Here is an 18,215-nt window from a genome sequence, read left to right as displayed (position 1 = left end):
ACCCTGTGAATCAGAAAACGGTGATCAGAGATCGGCTGGCAGTGGCTGCTTGAGCCATGTGGTGGAAGCCTTTTCCAGCGTGCCGTCAGCCTTGGCGGCATTCAGAATCTCGTTGACCTTGCCCAGCAGTTCCGGCTGACCCTTGTTCACGCCGACATAGACAGGCGAGTCCTTGAGTTTCACTTTCAGCGCCGGGATGCGCTTGGGGTTGCGCTCGCTGATGGCGACCATCACCACGTTGCCGCTGGCGATCAGGTCGGTCTGACCGGCCAGGTAGGCGGCGATGGTGGAGTTGTTGTCTTCAAAGCGCTTGATGGTCGCGCCCTGTGGAGCGACGGCCGACAGTTCGATGTCTTCGATCGCGCCGCGAGTGACGCTGATGGTCTTGCCATTCAGGTCGGCAATTTCCTTGACCGGCGAATCAGGCGGACCGAACACGGCCAGGTAGAACGGCGCGTAGGCGCGGGAGAAGTCGATGACTTTCTCGCGGTCCGGGTTTTTGCCAAGGCTCGAAATCACCAGGTCGACCTTGCCGGTGGTCAGGAACGGGATGCGGTTGGTGCTGTTGACGGGCGTCAGCTCAAGCTTGACCTTCAACTTGTCGGCCAGCAGTTGCGCGGTGTCGATGTCCAGGCCGCGTGGCTTCATGTCCGGACCGACCGAACCGAAAGGCGGAAAGTCCTGGGGGACGGCAACTTTCAGGGTGCCGCGCGCTACGACGTCGTCCAGGCCATTGGCGTGGGCTGGCGCCTGGCTCAGCATCAGGCTGGCAAACAAGGCAGTAAGCAGGGCGCTGTAACGCTTGGTCATGAGAACTCTCCGGGCGGAACGAAAGATGTAGGCCGTTCACCCAGTGCACAGCCCATGCCACCCACTCGTTTCGAACCGTAACTCAAGGTGTCCAGCCTGTTTTTGGTCTTACTGGTCTGAACAGTTGGTAGCGGGTTCGCCCTGCTTTGGAGCGCCTGAAAGCTACGTCGCCCCAGCGCTGGGCGTCGCTTGCCGAATGATCGGGATGGGGCTAAAAGGGCTTTTTACTGGACTGACTGGCCTGAACAGTGATGCCGCATAATTCGCTCGCCGTACCGGAATCAGCCCTCAGGGCCATCCGCAAGCTGATTGATGAACAGGGCTACAAGCCCGGTGACAGCCTGCCGTCGCAGCGCGATCTGGCGGCATTGCTGGGTGTCAGCCGTGCTTCGCTGCGCGAGGCGCTGTCATCGCTCAGTGCGCTGGGCGTGGTGAGTGTGCAGCCCGGCAAAGGTGTGTTCGTGCAGTCGTTTTCTGAACCAGAACGGCGCACGGGCGGATTTTCCTGGCCTTTCGATGCTCAGGTTTCTCCGGCAGATACGTTTCAGTTGCGCTATGCGTTGGAAGGCTTTGCCGCCGGTCTGGCCGCTGTGACACTGACCGCCGACGAACGGGACGTGCTGGAAGATAACGTCGAGGCCATGCGTCTGGAGCTGCGCGCTGGCGATTTCGAAGCGGCCGCACGTCTGGATTTCGAGTTTCACCGACATATCCTAGTGGCCAGTGGCAATCAGGCCATGCTGGGGATCGTGACCGCAGGTGCCGATATCTTCCTGGAAAGCCAGAAGATGCCATTCATAAGGGCTGCAAGGGTGATGGAAACCTGGCAGGAGCACCGCAAGATCCTTCGTGCGCTGGCCCGACATGCTTCAGGGCCTGCGCAAAAGGCCATGCAGGAACACATCAGAGGGGCTGCCCTGCGCACCGGCATTGTTTTCGTTTCGCCTTCGAGCTAGTGATGAGCTATAACCTGACTCATAGACCGTCATAGCCAGACTCAATGATCCTTCGCTTCCTGAATGTCATAAGGCCCGCTATGATGAGCGTCGTTTTTTAGCCTACGAACTCGGAGACATCCATGAGTAGCGACAAGATCAAACACGTCACCGACGCCAGCTTCGAAGCTGATGTACTGAAGGCTCAAGGCCCTGTACTGGTCGACTACTGGGCTGAGTGGTGTGGCCCTTGCAAAATGATTGCCCCGGTTCTGGACGAAATTGCCAGCACTTACGAAGGCAAACTGACCGTCGCCAAACTGAACATCGACGAAAATCAGGAAACCCCGGCCAAGCACGGCGTTCGTGGTATCCCGACTCTGATGCTGTTCAAGAATGGCAACGTCGAGGCTACCAAAGTAGGCGCTCTGTCGAAGTCGCAGCTCGCTGCCTTCCTCGACGCCAACATCTGAAGTGCCCCAAGGCCCTGCGAATAGCGGGGCTTTTTTCATCTGCCGTACTAGACTCCTTCAAAATCGAGTGGTACATTCGGCCCCGCAACGGCTTCTCCGTTGCCCCCTGCTAGCCGTCGCCGACGCTCTCCTTTCGATTTAGTACGCGATCCTGTCGCCTTCTCTGCGGCGCGGCCTCATTAAGCCAAAAGCTTAATTTCCCCCTCCATACACGATTACGTCATTCCCATATGAATCTGACTGAACTCAAGCAAAAGCCGATTACCGATCTGCTCGAAATGGCCGAACAGGCTGGCATAGAAAATATGGCCCGTTCGCGCAAGCAGGATGTGATTTTCTCCCTGCTCAAAAGGCACGCTAAAAGTGGCGAGGAAATTTCAGGTGATGGCGTGCTGGAGATCCTCCAGGACGGCTTCGGCTTCCTGCGCTCTGCAGACGCTTCCTATCTGGCCGGCCCGGACGACATCTATGTTTCCCCGAGCCAGATTCGCCGCTTCAACCTGCGCACCGGCGACACCATCGTTGGCAAGATCCGTCCTCCGAAAGAAGGTGAGCGTTATTTCGCTCTGCTCAAGGTCGACACGATCAACTACGACCGTCCGGAAAATGCCAAGAACAAGATTCTGTTCGAAAACCTGACGCCGCTGTTCCCGAACGTGCGCATGAAGATGGAAGCCGGTAACGGTTCCACTGAAGACCTCACCGGTCGTGTCATCGACCTGTGTGCACCGATCGGTAAAGGTCAGCGTGGTTTGATCGTTGCTCCGCCAAAGGCGGGCAAGACCATCATGCTGCAGAACATCGCGTCGAACATCACACGCAACAATCCGGAAGTGCACCTGATCGTTCTGCTGATCGACGAGCGTCCGGAAGAAGTGACCGAAATGCAGCGCACCGTGCGCGGCGAAGTGGTTGCCTCGACCTTCGACGAACCGCCAACCCGTCACGTACAGGTTGCCGAAATGGTGATCGAAAAGGCCAAGCGCCTGGTCGAGCACAAGAAAGACGTCGTCATCCTGCTGGACTCCATCACCCGTCTGGCCCGTGCCTACAACACCGTCATCCCGAGCTCCGGCAAGGTACTGACCGGTGGTGTCGATGCGCACGCTCTGGAGAAGCCAAAGCGTTTCTTCGGTGCTGCACGTAACATCGAAGAAGGCGGCTCGCTGACAATCATCGCTACCGCGCTGGTTGAAACCGGTTCGAAGATGGATGAAGTCATCTACGAAGAGTTCAAGGGTACAGGCAACATGGAGCTGCCTCTGGATCGCAAGATCGCAGAGAAGCGCGTGTTCCCGGCCATCAACATCAACCGTTCCGGCACACGCCGCGAAGAGCTGTTGACCGCTGATGACGAGCTGCAGCGCATGTGGATCCTGCGCAAGCTGCTGCACCCGATGGACGAGGTCGCTGCGATCGAGTTCCTGATCGACAAGCTCAAGCAGACCAAGACCAACGATGAATTCTTCCTGTCGATGAAACGCAAGTAACAGACGGGTCGGTTCAAGAAATGGCATCCTTCGGGGTGCCATTTTTTTTGGCCGCCGTTTGGCTCATTAGCTGCCTTGAAAGCTCAGAGCAGGTACGATGTGCGTCTATTTGGATAAGTGGCCGGGTTAATGAAATTCAAAGATCTAAGGGATTTCGTACAGCAGCTTGAGCAGCGCGGAGAGCTGAAACGCATTCAGATGCCGATTTCGCCCGTGCTGGAAATGACCGAGATCTGTGATCGCACCTTGCGCGCCAAGGGCCCGGCCCTGTTGTTCGAAAAGCCGGTCGGCTTCGATATTCCGGTGCTGGGCAACCTGTTCGGCACGCCTGAGCGCGTTGCCATGGGCATGGGCGCCGAGGCCGTCAGCGAATTGCGTGAGATCGGCAAACTGCTGGCCTTCCTCAAGGAGCCCGAACCGCCCAAGGGTTTGAAAGACGCCTGGTCCAAGCTGCCGATCTTCCGCAAGGTCATCGCGATGGCGCCCAAGGTTGTTAAAGACGCGCCCTGCCAGGAAGTGGTCATCGAAGGTGATGACGTCGACCTCGGCATGTTGCCGGTCCAGACCTGCTGGCCGGGCGACGTCGCGCCGCTGATCACCTGGGGCCTGACCGTTACCAAAGGCCCGAACAAGGAGCGCCAGAACCTGGGCATCTATCGCCAGCAGGTCATCGGCCGCAACAAGATTATCATGCGCTGGCTCAGCCATCGCGGCGGCGCGCTGGATTTCCGTGACTGGTGCGCCAAGCATCCGGGCGAACCCTATCCGGTCGCCGTGGCGCTGGGTGCTGACCCGGCGACCATTCTGGGCGCAGTCACTCCCGTGCCGGACAGCCTTTCGGAATACGCTTTCGCCGGCCTGTTGCGAGGCTCTCGCACTGAATTGATCAAGTGCCGGGGCAGCAACCTGCAAGTGCCCGCCAGCGCCGAGATCGTGCTTGAAGGCGTGATCCATCCCGGCGAGATGGCCGATGAAGGTCCTTACGGCGACCACACCGGCTATTACAACGAAGTGGACAGCTTCCCGGTGCTGACCGTCGAGCGCATCACGCATCGCATCAAGCCGATCTACCACAGCACCTATACCGGCCGTCCACCGGATGAACCCGCGATTCTGGGCGTTGCCCTGAACGAAGTGTTCGTGCCGATCCTGCAGAAGCAGTTTCCGGAAATCGTCGATTTTTACCTGCCGCCTGAAGGCTGCTCGTACCGCATGGCCGTCGTGACCATCAAGAAACAGTATCCCGGCCATGCCAAGCGCGTGATGCTGGGCGTCTGGTCGTTCCTGCGGCAGTTCATGTACACCAAGTTCGTGATCGTCACCGACGACGACATCAACGCCCGCGACTGGAATGACGTGATCTGGGCGATCACCACGCGTATGGACCCCAAGCGCGACACCGTGATGATCGACAACACGCCTATCGATTATCTGGACTTCGCCTCGCCGGTGTCCGGTCTGGGCTCCAAGATGGGCCTGGATGCGACCAACAAGTGGCCGGGTGAAACCAGTCGCGAATGGGGCAGGGCGATCGTCAAGGATGAAGCCACCACACGCCGGGTCGACGAGATCTGGGATCAGTTGGGAATCAAGTGATGCGCGTAACCTTGCAGCCCTCCGGGGCCGTGCTGGAAGCCTTGCCGGGTGAACGGATTCTCGATGCCGCACAGCGTCTGGGCTACGAATGCCCGCAGAGCTGTCGCAATGGTAACTGCCACGTCTGCTCGGCGCTGCTGGTCGAAGGCCGGGTCATGCAGTCGGGTCAGGAGCACGATCACGGCGAGATCTACACCTGTCTGGCCGAGCCGCTGGAAGACTGCGTGGTGCTGTGGGACGGCGTGCTGGCCAAGGGCGAGTTGCCGGTGCGCAGTTTTGCCTGCCAACTGAGCGAATGCGTCGAGGTCGGCGGCGATGTCTGGCGTGTGGGGCTGCGCGCTCCGGCAGGCAAGGCGCCGCGCTACCATGCGGGGCAATACCTGATGATCGAACGTGAGAACGGCGAGAAATCAGCGTTCTCCATTGCCTCGGCTCCTCATCGAGGACGCGATCTGGAACTGCATGTTCTGGTGCGCGAAGACAGCGCGCGCAGCCTCATCGAGCAATTGCAGCGCAACGCGATGGCTCGGGTCGAACTGCCATTTGGCGACACCCACTTGGCCGAACTGCCTGACGGGCCGCTGGTTCTTATCGCCGCAGGCACCGGCATGGCGCAGATGAGCAGCCTGATCGAGCATTGCCGCGTCACAGGTTTCAATCACCCGGTGCACCTGTACTGGGGGGTGCGACGCCCCGAAGACTTCTACGACATCAGCCACTGGGACGAATGGGCGAAGCTGCCCAACCTGTTTCTGCACAAGGTTGTCAGTGATCTGTGCGGCTGGGAAGGGCGCTGCGGCATGCTGCACGAGGCGGTCTGCGACGACATCAAGGATCTTTCGGCGGTGCACGTTTACGGCAGCGGCTCACCTGCGATGATCTACGGCACCCTCGACGCGCTGGTCAGCGCTGGCATGGACGCCCATCAGATGCGTGCGGACGTGTTTGCCTACGCGCCGCGTCCCTGATACCTGACTGACGGTGGTCCGGCTGGATTGTAAATTGCTTGGATCCGCTTATAGCGTCTGGCGATGTCAAATCGTCGCCAGATTCTTTTTGGCAAAAAGGCTATTGGCCTGCAGCGAAGAACGTACCACGACACCCTGAGGCCGCTCGCCCGTGAGCGATTCAGCGGGGCTCGGCAAAGACTGGCAGCCAGACTGTCAGGGAGGCAAATGGAGAACCCAATCAACGAACTGGCCGTGGCCGTACACGACGGTCTGGGCCTGACGTATCCACCTGTCATCGATCTTGGCCCGCAACTGACACGCGAGCAGTTGCTCGCATCCATGGACGCCACCATGAAGCGTCACAAGGGTGGGCCGGTCTGGCTGTTCGCCTACGGCTCACTGATCTGGCGACCTGAATGCACCGCCGTCGAGCGTCAGCGCGGGCGCGTGCATGGATACCATCGCGGTTTGTACCTGTGGTCCCACGAGCACCGCGGCACGCCGGAGGTTCCGGGACTGGTGTTTGGTCTGGACCGTGGCGGCTCCTGCACCGGCTTTGCCTATCGGCTGCCGGATGAGTGTCTGGAAGATTCATTGCTGGCGCTCTGGCAGCGCGAGATGCCTTATCCCTCCTATCGCCCACACTGGCTCAGCTGCCGTCTTGAAGATGGCAGGCAGGTTCAGGCGTTGGGGTTCGTGCTGGAGCGGCATTTGCCGAGCTATGCCGGCAATCTGCCGGACAGCGTGCTGAGCCAGGTGCTGGCAAGCGCAAGCGGGCGGTATGGAACCACCCGCGATTACGTCGAGCAGACCGCCATCGCCCTGCGCAGCCACGCCATGCCGGATTTGCATCTGGAGGCGCGGCTCAAGCGGTGCCAGTCAGCGACGGCCTGAATCAGACCTTGGCTTCACGCGAGGTGCTGGCGACCTGTTTGTGACGCAGCGTCGGCGCCAGGAACACCATGGCCAGAATGCACGCGCCGATCAACAGCACGAAGCCGCCGTCCCAGCCGAAGTGGTCCACGGTATAGCCCATCGCCGCGCTGGCTGCGACCGAGCCGCCCAGATAACCGAACAGGCCGGTAAAGCCTGCCGCCGTCCCTGCCGCCTTCTTGGGTGCCAGTTCCAGCGCCTGCAGACCGATCAGCATCACCGGGCCGTAGATCAGGAAACCGATGGACACCAGCGCGATCATGTCGACCGTCGGGTTGCCTTCCGGATTCAGCCAGTACACCAGCGTGGCGATGGTCACCAGGAACATGAACACCATGCCGGTCAGGCCGCGGTTGCCCTTGAAGATCTTGTCCGACATCCAGCCGCACAGCAGCGTGCCCGGAATACCGGCCCACTCGTACAGGAAATAGGCCCACGAGGTCTTGTCGACCGTGAAGTGCTTGGCTTCCTTGAGGTAGGTCGGTGCCCAGTCCAGCACGCCGTAGCGCAGCAGATAGACGAACACGTTGGCCATCGCGATGTACCAGAGGAATTTGTTGCGCAGCACGTATTTGACGAAGATTTCCTTGGCGCTGAATTCTTCTTCATGGCTGGCATCGTAGCCTTCCGGATAATCGTTCTTGTAGTGCTCGATAGGCGGAAGGCCCACCGACTGTGGCGTGTCGCGCATCGTCGCAAACGCAAACACGGCAACCAGCAAGGCAACGGCCGCCGGGACGTAGAATGCCGCGTGCCAGTCATTGGTCCAGCCCATGCCCAGCAGGAACAGTGGACCGATCAGGCCGCCACCGACGTTGTGCGCCACGTTCCACACCGACACCACACCGCCACGTTCTTTCTGCGACCACCAGTGCACCATCGTCCGCCCGCTCGGCGGCCAGCCCATGCCTTGCGCCCAGCCGTTGATGAACAGCAGCACGAACATGATCGTGACACTGGACGTCGCCCACGGCGCGAAACCAAAGATGAACATGATCCCGGCCGACACCAGCAGGCCGAAGGGCAGGAAATAACGTGGATTTGACCGGTCGGAGATGATCCCCATCAAGAACTTCGACAGACCGTAGGCAATCGCAATCGCCGACATCGCCACGCCCAACTGACCGCGCGTGTAACCCTCATCGATCAAATAAGGCATCGCCAGCGAGAAGTTCTTGCGCAGCAGGTAGTAACCCGCATAACCAATGAAAATACCCGCGAAGATCTGCCAGCGCAGGCGGCGGTAGGTGCTGTCGACTTTTTCTTCGGGAAGGGGTGCCTTGTGCCTGGCAGGGCGGAAAAACGCAAACATAGAGACTCTCCGGGTTCTTATTTTTTTGCGAAAGCGAATATTACATTTTCGTTACAGAAAAAAGCAGTGCCTTTTGACTGAAAAACCCCGTAAATCGGGGCTTGGGCGTGTTGTTTTATGAACGCTTTGGAGGTTTAACGGTTCAGCTAGGCAGTAGGATATGGGTACGGTCACTCACGTACGGAAGGCTAAGTCCGCTGACGAATTGTTGCCAAGCTGAAGCGGTATCCACAACTTTATTGAGGGCTTTGAACGAAAATGCCCGTACCTTTCGATACGGGCATTTTTAATGTGCAAGCAAACGATTAGGTAATCGCAGCCTGATTAGAGGTTCTTATGCAGTGGGGGGCAAATGACGGTGTTGAGGATCCACAACTCTTATAGTGCCTTCTGCCTTGGCTTTAGCGAATGCCTTTGCTGCCAAAGCGATTTTTTCACGCTTCAGAGCTTGCAGATCGCTCACCAGAGATTTCGATTGTGGTGCGGAATAATGCATATCCCTGCGCTCCTGCTTCATAGCTCTATCGCTTCAAGCGGGTGCATGTGAGTCGAATGGCCGAGACGAGAATCGCTGACCATCACAACGGTTTGTCGGCACATCATCATTTGAGCGAGCTGATAAAACCAAGCCGGTCGATATCGCCACAAATTGTCGACCTGCGTGTTTTCTTCGAGCGCCATCAAGTCGGAACTACCGAATCAACGGCAGCGATCTTAGACATTCGCCTCTCTGCTATCAGGCGTCAGCAGACCGAGTTTTCAAGCCTGTATCTATAAGAAGAAACTGATGATTCTGTGAGATATATCGCTATAAAAACGATGCCCGACCCCGCGAGCCTGGGTTCCAGATATCTCAGCCAATCGAAACCACCACCTTCCCCACAGCCCGCCTTCCCCCCAACGCATCAATCGCCTCACCAGCTCGCTCCAGCGGATAGACCTGCGATACCAGCGGCTTCAGCTTCCCTTCCTCAAACCACGCAAACAGTTGCTTGAAGTTCGCGGCGTTATCCTGCGGCTGGCGCTGTGCAAAGGAACCCCAGAACACCCCCACGACCGAAGCGCCTTTGAGCAAGGCCAGGTTGACCGGCAGTTCGGGAATGCGGCCGCTGGCGAAGCCCACGACCAGCAGGCGTCCGTTCCAGGCGATGGCGCGGATGGCCTGGTCGAAGAGGTCGCCGCCGACCGGGTCGTAGATCACGTCGGCGCCGTTGCCGTTGGTGAGGCGTTTGATTTCATCCTTGAGGCTGGTGTCGGTGTAGTTGATGAGTTCGTCGGCGCCTGCGTTTTTGGCGACTTCAAGTTTCTCTGCCGAGCTTGCAGCGGCGATGACGCGTGCACCCAGCGCCTTGCCGATTTCTACCGCAGCCAGGCCGACGCCACCAGAGGCACCGAGCACCAGCAGGGTTTCGCCGGGCTGAAGGTTGGCGCGTTGCTTGAGGGCGTGCATCGAGGTGCCATAGGTCATGCTGAAGGCGGCGGCTATGGTGAAGTCCATGCTTTCGGGAATGGGCAGCACGTTGTAGTTCGGCACGGCGACCTGCTCGGCGAAGCTGCCCCAGCCGGTGAGGGCCATGACGCGGTCGCCGGGTTTGAGGTGGGTGACGTTTTCCCCGACCGCCGAGATCACGCCGGCTGCTTCGCCACCTGGTGAAAAGGGGAAGGGCGGCTTGAACTGGTATTTACCTTCTATGATGAGGGTGTCTGGAAAGTTGACCCCGGCGGCGTGGACGTCGAGCAGGATTTCGTTCTTCTTGATGTCAGGCGCAGGGATATCTTCGAGCACCAGCGTGCTGGCGGGGCCGAAGGCTTTGCACAAGAGGGCTTTCATCGGGGCTATTCCTTTTCCAGAGATGGCCGATAAAGTCAGTTAAGCGGGTGTGCGGGTCAATGAGCATGACTCGGCCTGATAAGTACACATAAGCTATATCGGCTGTATAAGCTATGCGGCAAACCGAATGAAGGAGTGGACTGTGAAAGCGTGGATTCTGATGTTGCTGGCCTTGTCGTTGCCCGTCATGGCGCAGGAAGAAGCCAAGGAAGAAGGTCCGCCCAAGGCGGCGTATGTTTCCCTGACACCACCGTTCGTGGGCAATTACGCGCTGGATGGCGGCCCCAAGCTGCGCGTCTACAAGGCTGACATCGCCCTGCGTGTCACCGGTGCCGACGCTGAAGCGGCTGTGAAGCGCAATGATGCGTTGATTCGCAATCAGTTGGTGTCGCTGTTCACGCAGCAGACCGTGGACACCATGAGCAGCGCTGAAGCGAAAGAGAACATCCGTCAGGAAGCGCTCAAGCAGGTCCAGCGCGTCATGAACGATGAAGAGGGCAAGCCGGTCGTTGAAGACCTGCTGTTCAACAACTTCATCGTCCAGTAAGCCTGATCAGCGCAACGCCAGAATCGCCGCCCATTGTTCGGCGGTGACCGGCATGACCGAAAGTCGGCTACCCTTTTGCACCAGAGGCAGTTGCTCCAGCTGACTTTGCTGTTTCAGGTAGCCGAGGCCCAGGACTTTGCCGAAGTGTTCCACGAACTCCACGTCAACGGCGCTCCATGGATTCTTTTCAGGTGTGGCTTTGGCGTCGTGGTAATGGCTGTCAGGGTCCAGCGCGGTAGGGTCGGGGTAAGCGGCTTCAGTGATCTTCGCGATCCCCGCGATGCCTGGCTCGGGGCAGCTGGAATGGTAGAAAAAGAATTCATCACCAACCGCCATGGACCTGATGAAGTTGCGCGCCTGATAGTTGCGTACGCCATCCCAGCGGGCCTTGCCCAAGCGCTTCAGATCGCTGATCGAGAGCTCGTCGGGCTCGGACTTCATCAGCCAATAGGCCATTGCGGTTGCTCCTCAAGTAATAAGTTCATGTGGGTTTTATGACAAACCGACAGTCGGTTGGCGCCAGCATTTGCGTACTGGTTCACGTTATCGCAGAATGCCGCCCTTTAAGCACCACGCTGCTGCACGGCTCGTAGAAAACCGCTGCTGACACCGTATTGATTTGCCTAAGGAGGGCAGTCAATGAAACGCAAGCCTGATTTACTCTGGATTCTGGTCGTATTGTTTGGCTTGGGTGTCGTGACAACCGGTTATGCGCAAAGCCTGTGGACAAGCAAGGAAGACATGCCTGTCGAGATTACCCAGCAACAGCAGAAAGTGCCCGGTCGGTACTGATTATCCCCCTCGATACGCCCCGTCTCGCTCTGACCACTACACGCCTTCGCCACGAAGCCTGACCGGTCAGAGTGCCTGAGCCAGATACCAGCGCTTGTCCGATACCGTTCCCTGCAATGGGACATCCCAGCTGGCCTGCGCCAATCGCTCCACCTTCTGACACTCATGAGCCAGACCGAGCAGCACCGGCTTGCGCCATGTGCTTCTGCGCGCCCGGTACGCCAGGCTGCGGTCATAGAAGCCGCCTCCCATTCCCAGGCGTCCGCCTTCGTCATCGAACCCCACCAGCGGCATCAGCACCAGATCGAGTGCCCAAATCCTGCGCTGCTTTGCGCGATTGATACGCGGCTCGGGGATGCGAAAGCGGTTGGGTTTGAATTTCTCGCCGGGGCGCACGCGCTGAAACACCATGCGGGTTCTTGGCCAGGCATTGAGAACGGGTAGATAAGTCGCCTTGCCGCGACGCTGTGCCGCACGCAGTAACAAACGGGGGTCGATCTCACCGTCCATGGGCAGGTACAGCGAGACATGTCGGGCGCGTCGGAACAAGGGATGCTGCGCCAGTTGCCGATAGAGGCCACGGGCGGCTTCACGTTGCTGGCTGCGGGTCAGGGATCGACGGGCCTTGCGCAGTTGGCGGCGCAATTGCGGGCGTGAGAGTGAAGGTGCGCTGGTCATGAGCGAGAGGTCATGCAGGCTGATCCGGAAGATTGATCCTTGAGGTGCGTATCAAGGCAGGATCGACATTGCCAGACAGTTGGCTGGCAATGGATTGAATGAGGACTCCCCGACGAACCGCTGTCGGTGTAGCCCTTGAACCCGAAAGTTCAAGGTGGAGATTGCAGGAGGTTTTAAGGCTTTCCGTCGAGCGGACATGCACACCAACCCCAACGTGCAACCCCCGTGGTTGTGCGTATCGGCTCAGGGACATGACCGACTGGCAAGCACTCCAGGGAGCAGCGCAAGTATACAGAAATGCCCCGAAATAATCAGCCCCGTGTTGAATCCGGTGTGCCGGGCGTGTCGGTGGCGAGCACCAGATCGACCTTGTCGAGCAGATCGCGAACCTGTTCACGGGTTGAGCCGCTGGCCTGTACATCAGGCAGATCCTGCTTGTGCAGCAGGTCGTGAGTGATATTCAGAGCGGCCATTACTGCGATGCGGTCGGCACCGATGACTTTGCCGCTGCTACGGATTTCTCGCATCTTTCCATCCAGGTAGCGGGCGGCGCTGACCAGATTGGTGCGCTCTTCCTGAGGGCAGATGATGGAATATTCCTTGTCGAGGATCTGAACGGTCACGCTGTTGCCATTACTCATGAGTCTTGCTCCAAAGCTTTGAGGCGCGAAATCATTGACTCGACCTTCTGCCGGGCGATTTCGTTCTTTTCAATGAGGTGGGCGCGTTCCTCGCGCCAGGACTTTTCCTGAGCTAATAGGAGTGCGTTTTGGGATTTAAGTTGCTCGGCGTGCCTGAGCAGCAGCTCCACTCGTTTCATCAGCGCTTGCAGGTCGGTGTCTTCCATTGTTTTCCACTGAGTACTTTCTGATGAATGGCAGGGGTGTCGTGTTCACGCTCAGGCCCAAACCGTCGCGTTGATGATCTTGGCGCGCGGATAGTCTAGGATACAAGGCCTTCATTCTAGACATTGCGCCGTTTGGCGACTAGCTACCCATGCCCATTCAGAATTCTCCGTACAAAGCATTCGCCACTCTGCTCAACGGCAGTGGCCATCCGGTTTCTCCCGCTGAACTTCATGGCCTGCTGCTGGGCCGCAGCTGCGCGGGCGCAGGCTTCGACAACGAAGGCTGGTTTGCCGACGCCTCTGTGCTGCTCGAAACCGAGCCGGAAGACAACGTCCGCCAGGCGCTGATCGGCCTGCAGGAAATGGTCAAGGGCGAACTCACCAGCGACGACATGACCGTGGTCCTGTTGCTGCCGGGCGACGACGAGCCGCTGGCCGACCGCGCTGCTGCGCTGGGTCAGTGGTGCCAGGGTTTCCTGTCGGGCTTCGGTCTGGCAGCGGGTGACAAGGTGCTGAGCATCGAGGCAACCGAAGTTCTGCAGGATCTGGCCGCCATTGCCCAGGTTCAGGACGCGCTGGAAGAGTCCGAGGACGGCGAAACCGATTACATGGAAGTCATGGAATACCTGCGCGTTGCGCCGCTGTTGCTGTTCACCGAGTGCAACAAGCCCGCCACGCCGGAACCCAAGCCTTCCCTGCACTGATTGCCCATCATTGCGTATCGGTTGATGCCCAAGGCTTCGACCGATGCGCGCCATCAGGACATACGTTGCCGATGATCCATATACCCAAGGCCGAATACGCCCGCCGACGCAAAGCCCTGATGGCCCAGATGGAGCCCAACAGCATTGCGATTCTGCCGGCTGCGGCTGTGGCGATTCGCAATCGTGATGTCGAGCACGTCTATCGTCAGGACAGTGATTTTCAGTACCTGAGCGGTTTTCCGGAACCGGAAGCCGTGGTTGTGCTGATTCCGGGTCGTGAGTATGGCGAGTACGTGCTGTTCTGCCGTGAACGCAATGCCGAGCGCGAGCTGTGGGAAGGTCTGCGTGCCGGGCAGGAAGGCGCGATTCGTGATTTCGGCGCGGACGATGCGTTTCCGATCAGCGATATCGACGACATCCTGCCAGGCCTGATTGAAGGCCGAGACCGGGTGTACTCGGCGATGGGCAGCAACCCTGAGTTTGATCGCCACCTGATGGAGTGGATCAACGTGATCCGTTCCAAGGCGCACCTGGGCGCACAGCCGCCCAACGAATTTGTCGCGCTGGATCATCTGCTGCATGACATGCGCCTGTACAAGTCGGCCGCCGAGATCAAGGTGATGCGTGGCGCCGCACTGATTTCTGCGCGTGCTCACGTGCGGGCCATGCAGGCCTGCCGGGCCGGGCTGCATGAGTTCAGCCTTGAAGCCGAGCTGGATTATGAATTCCGCAAAGGCGGCGCGAAGATGCCAGCCTACGGCTCCATTGTCGCCTCGGGCCGCAATGCCTGCATCCTGCATTACCAGCAGAACGATGCGGCCCTCAAGGACGGCGATCTGGTGCTGATCGACGCCGGTTGCGAAATCGACTGTTACGCCAGCGATATCACGCGCACTTTTCCTGTCAGTGGCACGTTCTCGCCAGAACAGAAGGCCATCTACGAACTGGTGCTCAAATCCCAATACGCGGCCTTCGAGGCCATCGGTCCGGGCAAGCACTGGAACCAGGCGCATGAAGCGACGGTCCAGGTAATTACCGCCGGGCTTGTCGAGCTGGGTCTGTTGCAGGGCGACGTGAACCAGTTGATTGAAGACGAAGCCTACAAGGCGTTCTACATGCACCGGGCCGGGCACTGGCTGGGCATGGACGTGCACGATGTGGGCGAATACAAGGTCGGCGGAGAATGGCGCGTGCTGGAAGTCGGCATGGCGCTGACCGTGGAACCCGGCATTTACGTGTCTCCAGACAATCTGAATGTCGCAAAGAAATGGCGAGGTATCGGCGTGCGTATCGAGGACGACGTGGTGGTAACCAAGAAAGGCTGTGAAGTGCTTTCCGGCGACGTACCCAAGACAGTGGCCGAGATCGAAGCACTGATGGCCGCCTCACGGGTTCAGGCAGCATGAGCCGTTTCAACATAGCCATCGTCGGTGGCGGACTGGTCGGCGCGAGCCTTGCGCTTGCCTTGCAGGCAGGCGCCAAGGCACGTGGCTGGAAAATCGTTCTGATCGAACCGTTCGCGCCAGGCGAAACGTATCAGCCCAGCTATGACGCCCGCTCCTCGGCGCTGTCGTTTGGGGCGCGTCGTATTTATGAGCGTCTTGGCGTCTGGCAGCAGATATCGCGCCGGGCCGAGCCGATTCTGCAGATTCAGGTGTCCGACCGTGGCCGCTTCGGTGCGACGCGTCTGTCGGCAATCGAGGAAGGCGTGCCTGCACTCGGTTACGTGGTTGAAAACGCCTGGCTGGGGCAGTGCCTGTGGGCCGGACTGGACCGTGACGTCGTCAGCTGGCGCGTGCCCGCCGAGGTGCGCAGCATGCAGCCGTTGGCGGATGGGTATCGCCTGACGCTGGCCGACGAAACCGAACTGGAATGCGATCTTGCTGTGCTGGCTGACGGCGGCCGCTCCAGTCTGCGCGAGCAGTTGGGCATCGGTGTAAGGCAGACGCCCTACGATCAGAGCGCATTGATCGCCAACATCACGCCAAGTGAAGCTCACTGCGGTCAGGCGTTCGAACGCTTTACCGATGACGGCCCGATGGCCCTGCTGCCATTGCCGGACAATCGTTGCGCATTGGTCTGGACGCGTCGTGGCAATGACACCCAGCGCCTTGCCGAGCTGGATGACCGCAGTTTTCTGGAAGAGCTGCAGGGCGTGTTCGGCTACCGCCTCGGCACCTTGCGTCAGGTCGGCGCGCGGCATGTGTATCCGCTCGCGCTGGTGGAAGCCGAAGAGCAGGTGCGCTCGCATCTGGTGATTCTCGGCAACGCTGCGCACAGCCTGCACCCGATTGCCGGGCAGGGTTTCAACCTGTCGTTGCGCGATGCCGATGCGCTCGCTGAGACGCTTCTCGACAGCGACGCGGCGCTGGGTGATCTGGCAACGCTGCAGATCTATCGTGAGCGTCAACGTGCCGATCAGCAATTGACCGTGGGTTTCAGTGACAAAGTGACGCGCCTGTTCGGCAGCACGCAGTCGGCGGTGACCACAGGTCGCAACCTTGGTCTGCTGGGGCTGGATCTGCTGCCCACCGCCAAGCGCTGGTTTGCCCGTCAGGCGATGGGTCTGGGGACACGAACCGATGTCTGAGCCAGGCACTTTCAACACGGCTGCGGCCGCAAGCGGGAACGGTGTGAACATGGAAACGCGTGCAGATGTGCTGATCGTCGGTGCCGGCATGGTCGGCAGCGCCCTTGCGCTGGCCCTGCAAGGCAGTGGCCTGGACGTCATCGTGGTCGATGGCGGTGCGTTGAGCGTCAAGCCGTTTGACGCGGACTCCACGTTCGAGCCGCGGGTCAGTGCCCTGTCGGCGGCCAGCCAGCGGATTCTGCAGCGCCTCGACGTGTGGGAAGGCATCGCCGGACGGCGCGTCAGCCCCTACAGCCACATGCATGTGTGGGACGGCAGCGGCACCGGGCAGATCCACTTCTCCGCCTCCAGCGTGCACGCCGATGTGCTCGGTCACATCGTCGAAAACCGTGTGGTTCAGGACGCATTGCTCGACCGCCTGCATGACAGCGATATCGGTCTGTTGGCCAACGCGCGGCTGGAGCAGATGCGCTATTCCGGCGATGACTGGCTGCTGACCCTGTCTGACGGCCACAAGCTGCGCGCTCCGCTGGTCGTGGCTGCCGATGGCGCGAACTCCGCCGTGCGCCGTTTGACCGGCACGCCGACCCGCGAATGGGATTACCTGCACAACGCAATCGTGACCAGCGTGCGCACGGCCGAACCGAACAGAAAGACCGCCTGGCAACGTTTCACCGACGAAGGGCCGCTGGCGTTTCTGCCGCTTGATCGTGAAGGCGAGCATTGGAGTTCGATTGTCTGGTCGGTGACGCCGGCCGAGTCCGAGCGGCTGATGGCAGTGACCGATGAAGTGTTCTGCAAGGAGCTTGAACAGGCATTTGAAGGGCGCTTGGGGCAGGTGCTGGCAGTCGATGCACGTTTGTGCGTCCCGCTGCGTCAGCGCCACGCCAAACGCTACGTCGCCAAAGGCCTTGCCCTGATCGGCGACGCAGCGCACACCATTCACCCGCTGGCCGGGCAGGGCGTGAACCTCGGGTTTCTCGACGCCGCCGTGCTGGCCGAAGTGCTGACTCATGCAGCAGCACGTGGCGAGTTGCTGTCGGACGTGCGCGTGCTGGGTCGCTACGAGCGCCGCCGCATGCCGCACAACCTGGCGCTGATGGCCGCGATGGAAGGCTTTGAGCGTCTGTTTCAGGCTGACCCGCTGCCGCTGCGCTGGCTGCGCAACACCGGGCTCAAAGTGGTCAACAAGCTGCCGGAAGCCAAGGCACTGTTCGTCCGCGAGGCGCTGGGGTTGTCGGGGGATTTGCCGGAGCTGGCGAGGTTGTAAGGTCTTGGCGGATCGTTACCACGCAGGGCGCTCATCGTTATACACACGTCCGTNCACTGATCGTGCCCATCGCTCCGCGTGGGCATGCCTCCCGTGACGCTCCGCGTCACAAATGGCACAGACTGGGGATTCAGTAAGCCGAGCGCATGACGTGGATAACGCTGGAGCCTGGGCACACATCTGCGCCACATTCGAGAGCGGACGCGGAGCGTCCTGAGCGGCATTCCCACGCAGAGCGTAGGAACGATCATCATCGTATTCCTCCAGGAGGACTTGTGTATAACGCCGAGCGCCGAGTGGGAACGATCAGTGTGATCTCAAGCACGCCGATCATGCCCATGCTTGTGCTCAGGCGTTATACCCGTGTCTTGCTGCGACCACGGACGGTGGGAGGCGGCTTGCCGGCGATGCTTTTTCTGAAGCGACCTATCAGTGACTGAACTGACGCCATCGCCGG

General features: G+C 59.7%; 20 protein-coding genes and 1 other RNA gene. 12 read left to right on the top strand and 9 right to left on the bottom strand.

The genetic code is table 11. From position 1 onward, the window contains the following. Positions 1 to 24 precede the first annotated feature (24 nt). On the bottom strand, positions 25 to 810 hold the full coding sequence (locus AO065_RS08135) for a transporter substrate-binding domain-containing protein (RefSeq protein ID WP_004886829.1): 786 nt from the start codon (positions 808 to 810) through the stop codon (positions 25 to 27). 251 nt (positions 811 to 1,061) lie between these two features. Here AO065_RS08135 and AO065_RS08130 point away from each other — a divergent pair, with 251 nt between their 5' ends. The 6 genes from AO065_RS08130 to AO065_RS08105 all read left to right on the top strand — a co-directional run bounded on the left by AO065_RS08130 (position 1,062) and on the right by AO065_RS08105 (position 7,148). Continuing rightward, positions 1,062 to 1,766: a FadR/GntR family transcriptional regulator gene (locus tag AO065_RS08130; RefSeq protein WP_004886827.1), complete on the top strand. Its 705-nt coding sequence runs from the start codon at positions 1,062 to 1,064 to the stop codon at positions 1,764 to 1,766. Between the two features lie 122 nt (positions 1,767 to 1,888). Then, positions 1,889 to 2,218, top strand: a complete 330-nt coding sequence (trxA, locus tag AO065_RS08125; protein WP_004886824.1) for a thioredoxin TrxA — start codon at positions 1,889 to 1,891, stop codon at positions 2,216 to 2,218. Between the two features lie 230 nt (positions 2,219 to 2,448). After that, entirely contained in the window at positions 2,449 to 3,708 is a 1,260-nt protein-coding gene (gene rho / locus AO065_RS08120) for a transcription termination factor Rho (RefSeq protein ID WP_004886821.1), read from the top strand. 129 nt (positions 3,709 to 3,837) lie between these two features. Further along, the gene (ubiD, locus tag AO065_RS08115) at positions 3,838 to 5,304 is read left to right on the top strand and encodes a 4-hydroxy-3-polyprenylbenzoate decarboxylase (RefSeq protein WP_004886819.1); all 1,467 of its coding nucleotides are present in this window, start codon (positions 3,838 to 3,840) and stop codon (positions 5,302 to 5,304) included. After that, the gene (locus AO065_RS08110) at positions 5,304 to 6,272 is read left to right on the top strand and encodes a CDP-6-deoxy-delta-3,4-glucoseen reductase (protein ID WP_004886816.1); all 969 of its coding nucleotides are present in this window, start codon (positions 5,304 to 5,306) and stop codon (positions 6,270 to 6,272) included. The genes ubiD and AO065_RS08110 overlap by 1 nt, the downstream gene beginning before the upstream one ends. 207 nt (positions 6,273 to 6,479) lie before the next feature. Then, positions 6,480 to 7,148: a gamma-glutamylcyclotransferase gene (locus AO065_RS08105; RefSeq protein ID WP_004886814.1), complete on the top strand. Its 669-nt coding sequence runs from the start codon at positions 6,480 to 6,482 to the stop codon at positions 7,146 to 7,148. 1 nt (position 7,149) lies between these two features. Here AO065_RS08105 and glpT read toward each other — a convergent pair whose 3' ends face one another. From glpT to AO065_RS08095, 3 genes are all read right to left on the bottom strand, one after another. Beyond that, positions 7,150 to 8,499: a glycerol-3-phosphate transporter gene (gene glpT, locus AO065_RS08100; protein ID WP_004886809.1), complete on the bottom strand. Its 1,350-nt coding sequence runs from the start codon at positions 8,497 to 8,499 to the stop codon at positions 7,150 to 7,152. A gap of 334 nt (positions 8,500 to 8,833) precedes the next feature. Beyond that, the gene (locus AO065_RS27025) at positions 8,834 to 8,995 is read right to left on the bottom strand and encodes a hypothetical protein (RefSeq protein ID WP_155500407.1); all 162 of its coding nucleotides are present in this window, start codon (positions 8,993 to 8,995) and stop codon (positions 8,834 to 8,836) included. A 357-nt stretch (positions 8,996 to 9,352) separates the two neighbouring features. Continuing rightward, the gene (locus AO065_RS08095; protein ID WP_004886805.1) at positions 9,353 to 10,330 is read right to left on the bottom strand and encodes an NADPH:quinone oxidoreductase family protein; all 978 of its coding nucleotides are present in this window, start codon (positions 10,328 to 10,330) and stop codon (positions 9,353 to 9,355) included. 142 nt (positions 10,331 to 10,472) lie between these two features. Here AO065_RS08095 and AO065_RS08090 point away from each other — a divergent pair, with 142 nt between their 5' ends. After that, positions 10,473 to 10,877, top strand: coding sequence for a flagellar basal body-associated protein FliL (locus AO065_RS08090; RefSeq protein WP_004886802.1), 405 nt, complete (start codon positions 10,473 to 10,475; stop codon positions 10,875 to 10,877). 6 nt (positions 10,878 to 10,883) lie between these two features. Here the strand turns inward: AO065_RS08090 and AO065_RS08085 are convergent, their stop codons facing one another. Next, a complete protein-coding gene (locus tag AO065_RS08085) occupies positions 10,884 to 11,333 on the bottom strand; it encodes an EVE domain-containing protein (RefSeq protein WP_004886800.1) in 450 nt (149 codons plus the stop codon). Between the two features lie 183 nt (positions 11,334 to 11,516). Here AO065_RS08085 and AO065_RS27265 point away from each other — a divergent pair, with 183 nt between their 5' ends. Beyond that, entirely contained in the window at positions 11,517 to 11,669 is a 153-nt protein-coding gene (locus AO065_RS27265) for a hypothetical protein (protein WP_004886798.1), read from the top strand. 66 nt (positions 11,670 to 11,735) lie between these two features. Here AO065_RS27265 and AO065_RS08075 read toward each other — a convergent pair whose 3' ends face one another. The 4 genes from AO065_RS08075 to AO065_RS08060 form a co-directional block, all read right to left on the bottom strand. Then, a complete protein-coding gene (locus AO065_RS08075; RefSeq protein WP_004886795.1) occupies positions 11,736 to 12,347 on the bottom strand; it encodes a 5-formyltetrahydrofolate cyclo-ligase in 612 nt (203 codons plus the stop codon). A 102-nt stretch (positions 12,348 to 12,449) separates the two neighbouring features. Continuing rightward, a non-coding RNA gene (ssrS, locus tag AO065_RS08070) (6S RNA) lies at positions 12,450 to 12,628 on the bottom strand. A 30-nt stretch (positions 12,629 to 12,658) separates the two neighbouring features. Next, a complete protein-coding gene (locus AO065_RS08065; RefSeq protein ID WP_004886792.1) occupies positions 12,659 to 12,988 on the bottom strand; it encodes a cell division protein ZapA in 330 nt (109 codons plus the stop codon). Then, the gene (locus AO065_RS08060) at positions 12,985 to 13,194 is read right to left on the bottom strand and encodes a TIGR02449 family protein (protein ID WP_004886787.1); all 210 of its coding nucleotides are present in this window, start codon (positions 13,192 to 13,194) and stop codon (positions 12,985 to 12,987) included. Before AO065_RS08060 ends, AO065_RS08065 begins: the two co-directional genes overlap by 4 nt. A gap of 149 nt (positions 13,195 to 13,343) precedes the next feature. On the opposite strand from AO065_RS08060, the gene AO065_RS08055 reads away from it, so the two are divergent. The 4 genes from AO065_RS08055 (at position 13,344) to AO065_RS08040 (ending at position 17,758) form a co-directional block, all read left to right on the top strand. Continuing rightward, a complete protein-coding gene (locus tag AO065_RS08055; RefSeq protein WP_004886783.1) occupies positions 13,344 to 13,898 on the top strand; it encodes a YecA/YgfB family protein in 555 nt (184 codons plus the stop codon). 71 nt (positions 13,899 to 13,969) lie between these two features. After that, positions 13,970 to 15,304: a Xaa-Pro aminopeptidase gene (pepP, locus tag AO065_RS08050; RefSeq protein WP_004886780.1), complete on the top strand. Its 1,335-nt coding sequence runs from the start codon at positions 13,970 to 13,972 to the stop codon at positions 15,302 to 15,304. Then, the gene (gene ubiH / locus AO065_RS08045; protein ID WP_004886778.1) at positions 15,301 to 16,488 is read left to right on the top strand and encodes a 2-octaprenyl-6-methoxyphenyl hydroxylase; all 1,188 of its coding nucleotides are present in this window, start codon (positions 15,301 to 15,303) and stop codon (positions 16,486 to 16,488) included. Before pepP ends, ubiH begins: the two co-directional genes overlap by 4 nt. Positions 16,489 to 16,537: 49 nt before the next feature. Next, positions 16,538 to 17,758: a 2-octaprenyl-3-methyl-6-methoxy-1,4-benzoquinol hydroxylase gene (locus AO065_RS08040; protein WP_004886775.1), complete on the top strand. Its 1,221-nt coding sequence runs from the start codon at positions 16,538 to 16,540 to the stop codon at positions 17,756 to 17,758. Positions 17,759 to 18,215 lie beyond the last annotated feature (457 nt).

Origin of the sequence: Pseudomonas viridiflava (genome assembly GCF_001642795.1) — a bacterium.
GTDB classification, from domain to species: domain Bacteria; phylum Pseudomonadota; class Gammaproteobacteria; order Pseudomonadales; family Pseudomonadaceae; genus Aquipseudomonas; species Aquipseudomonas viridiflava.
This window is presented reverse-complemented; position numbering and strand designations above follow the sequence as displayed.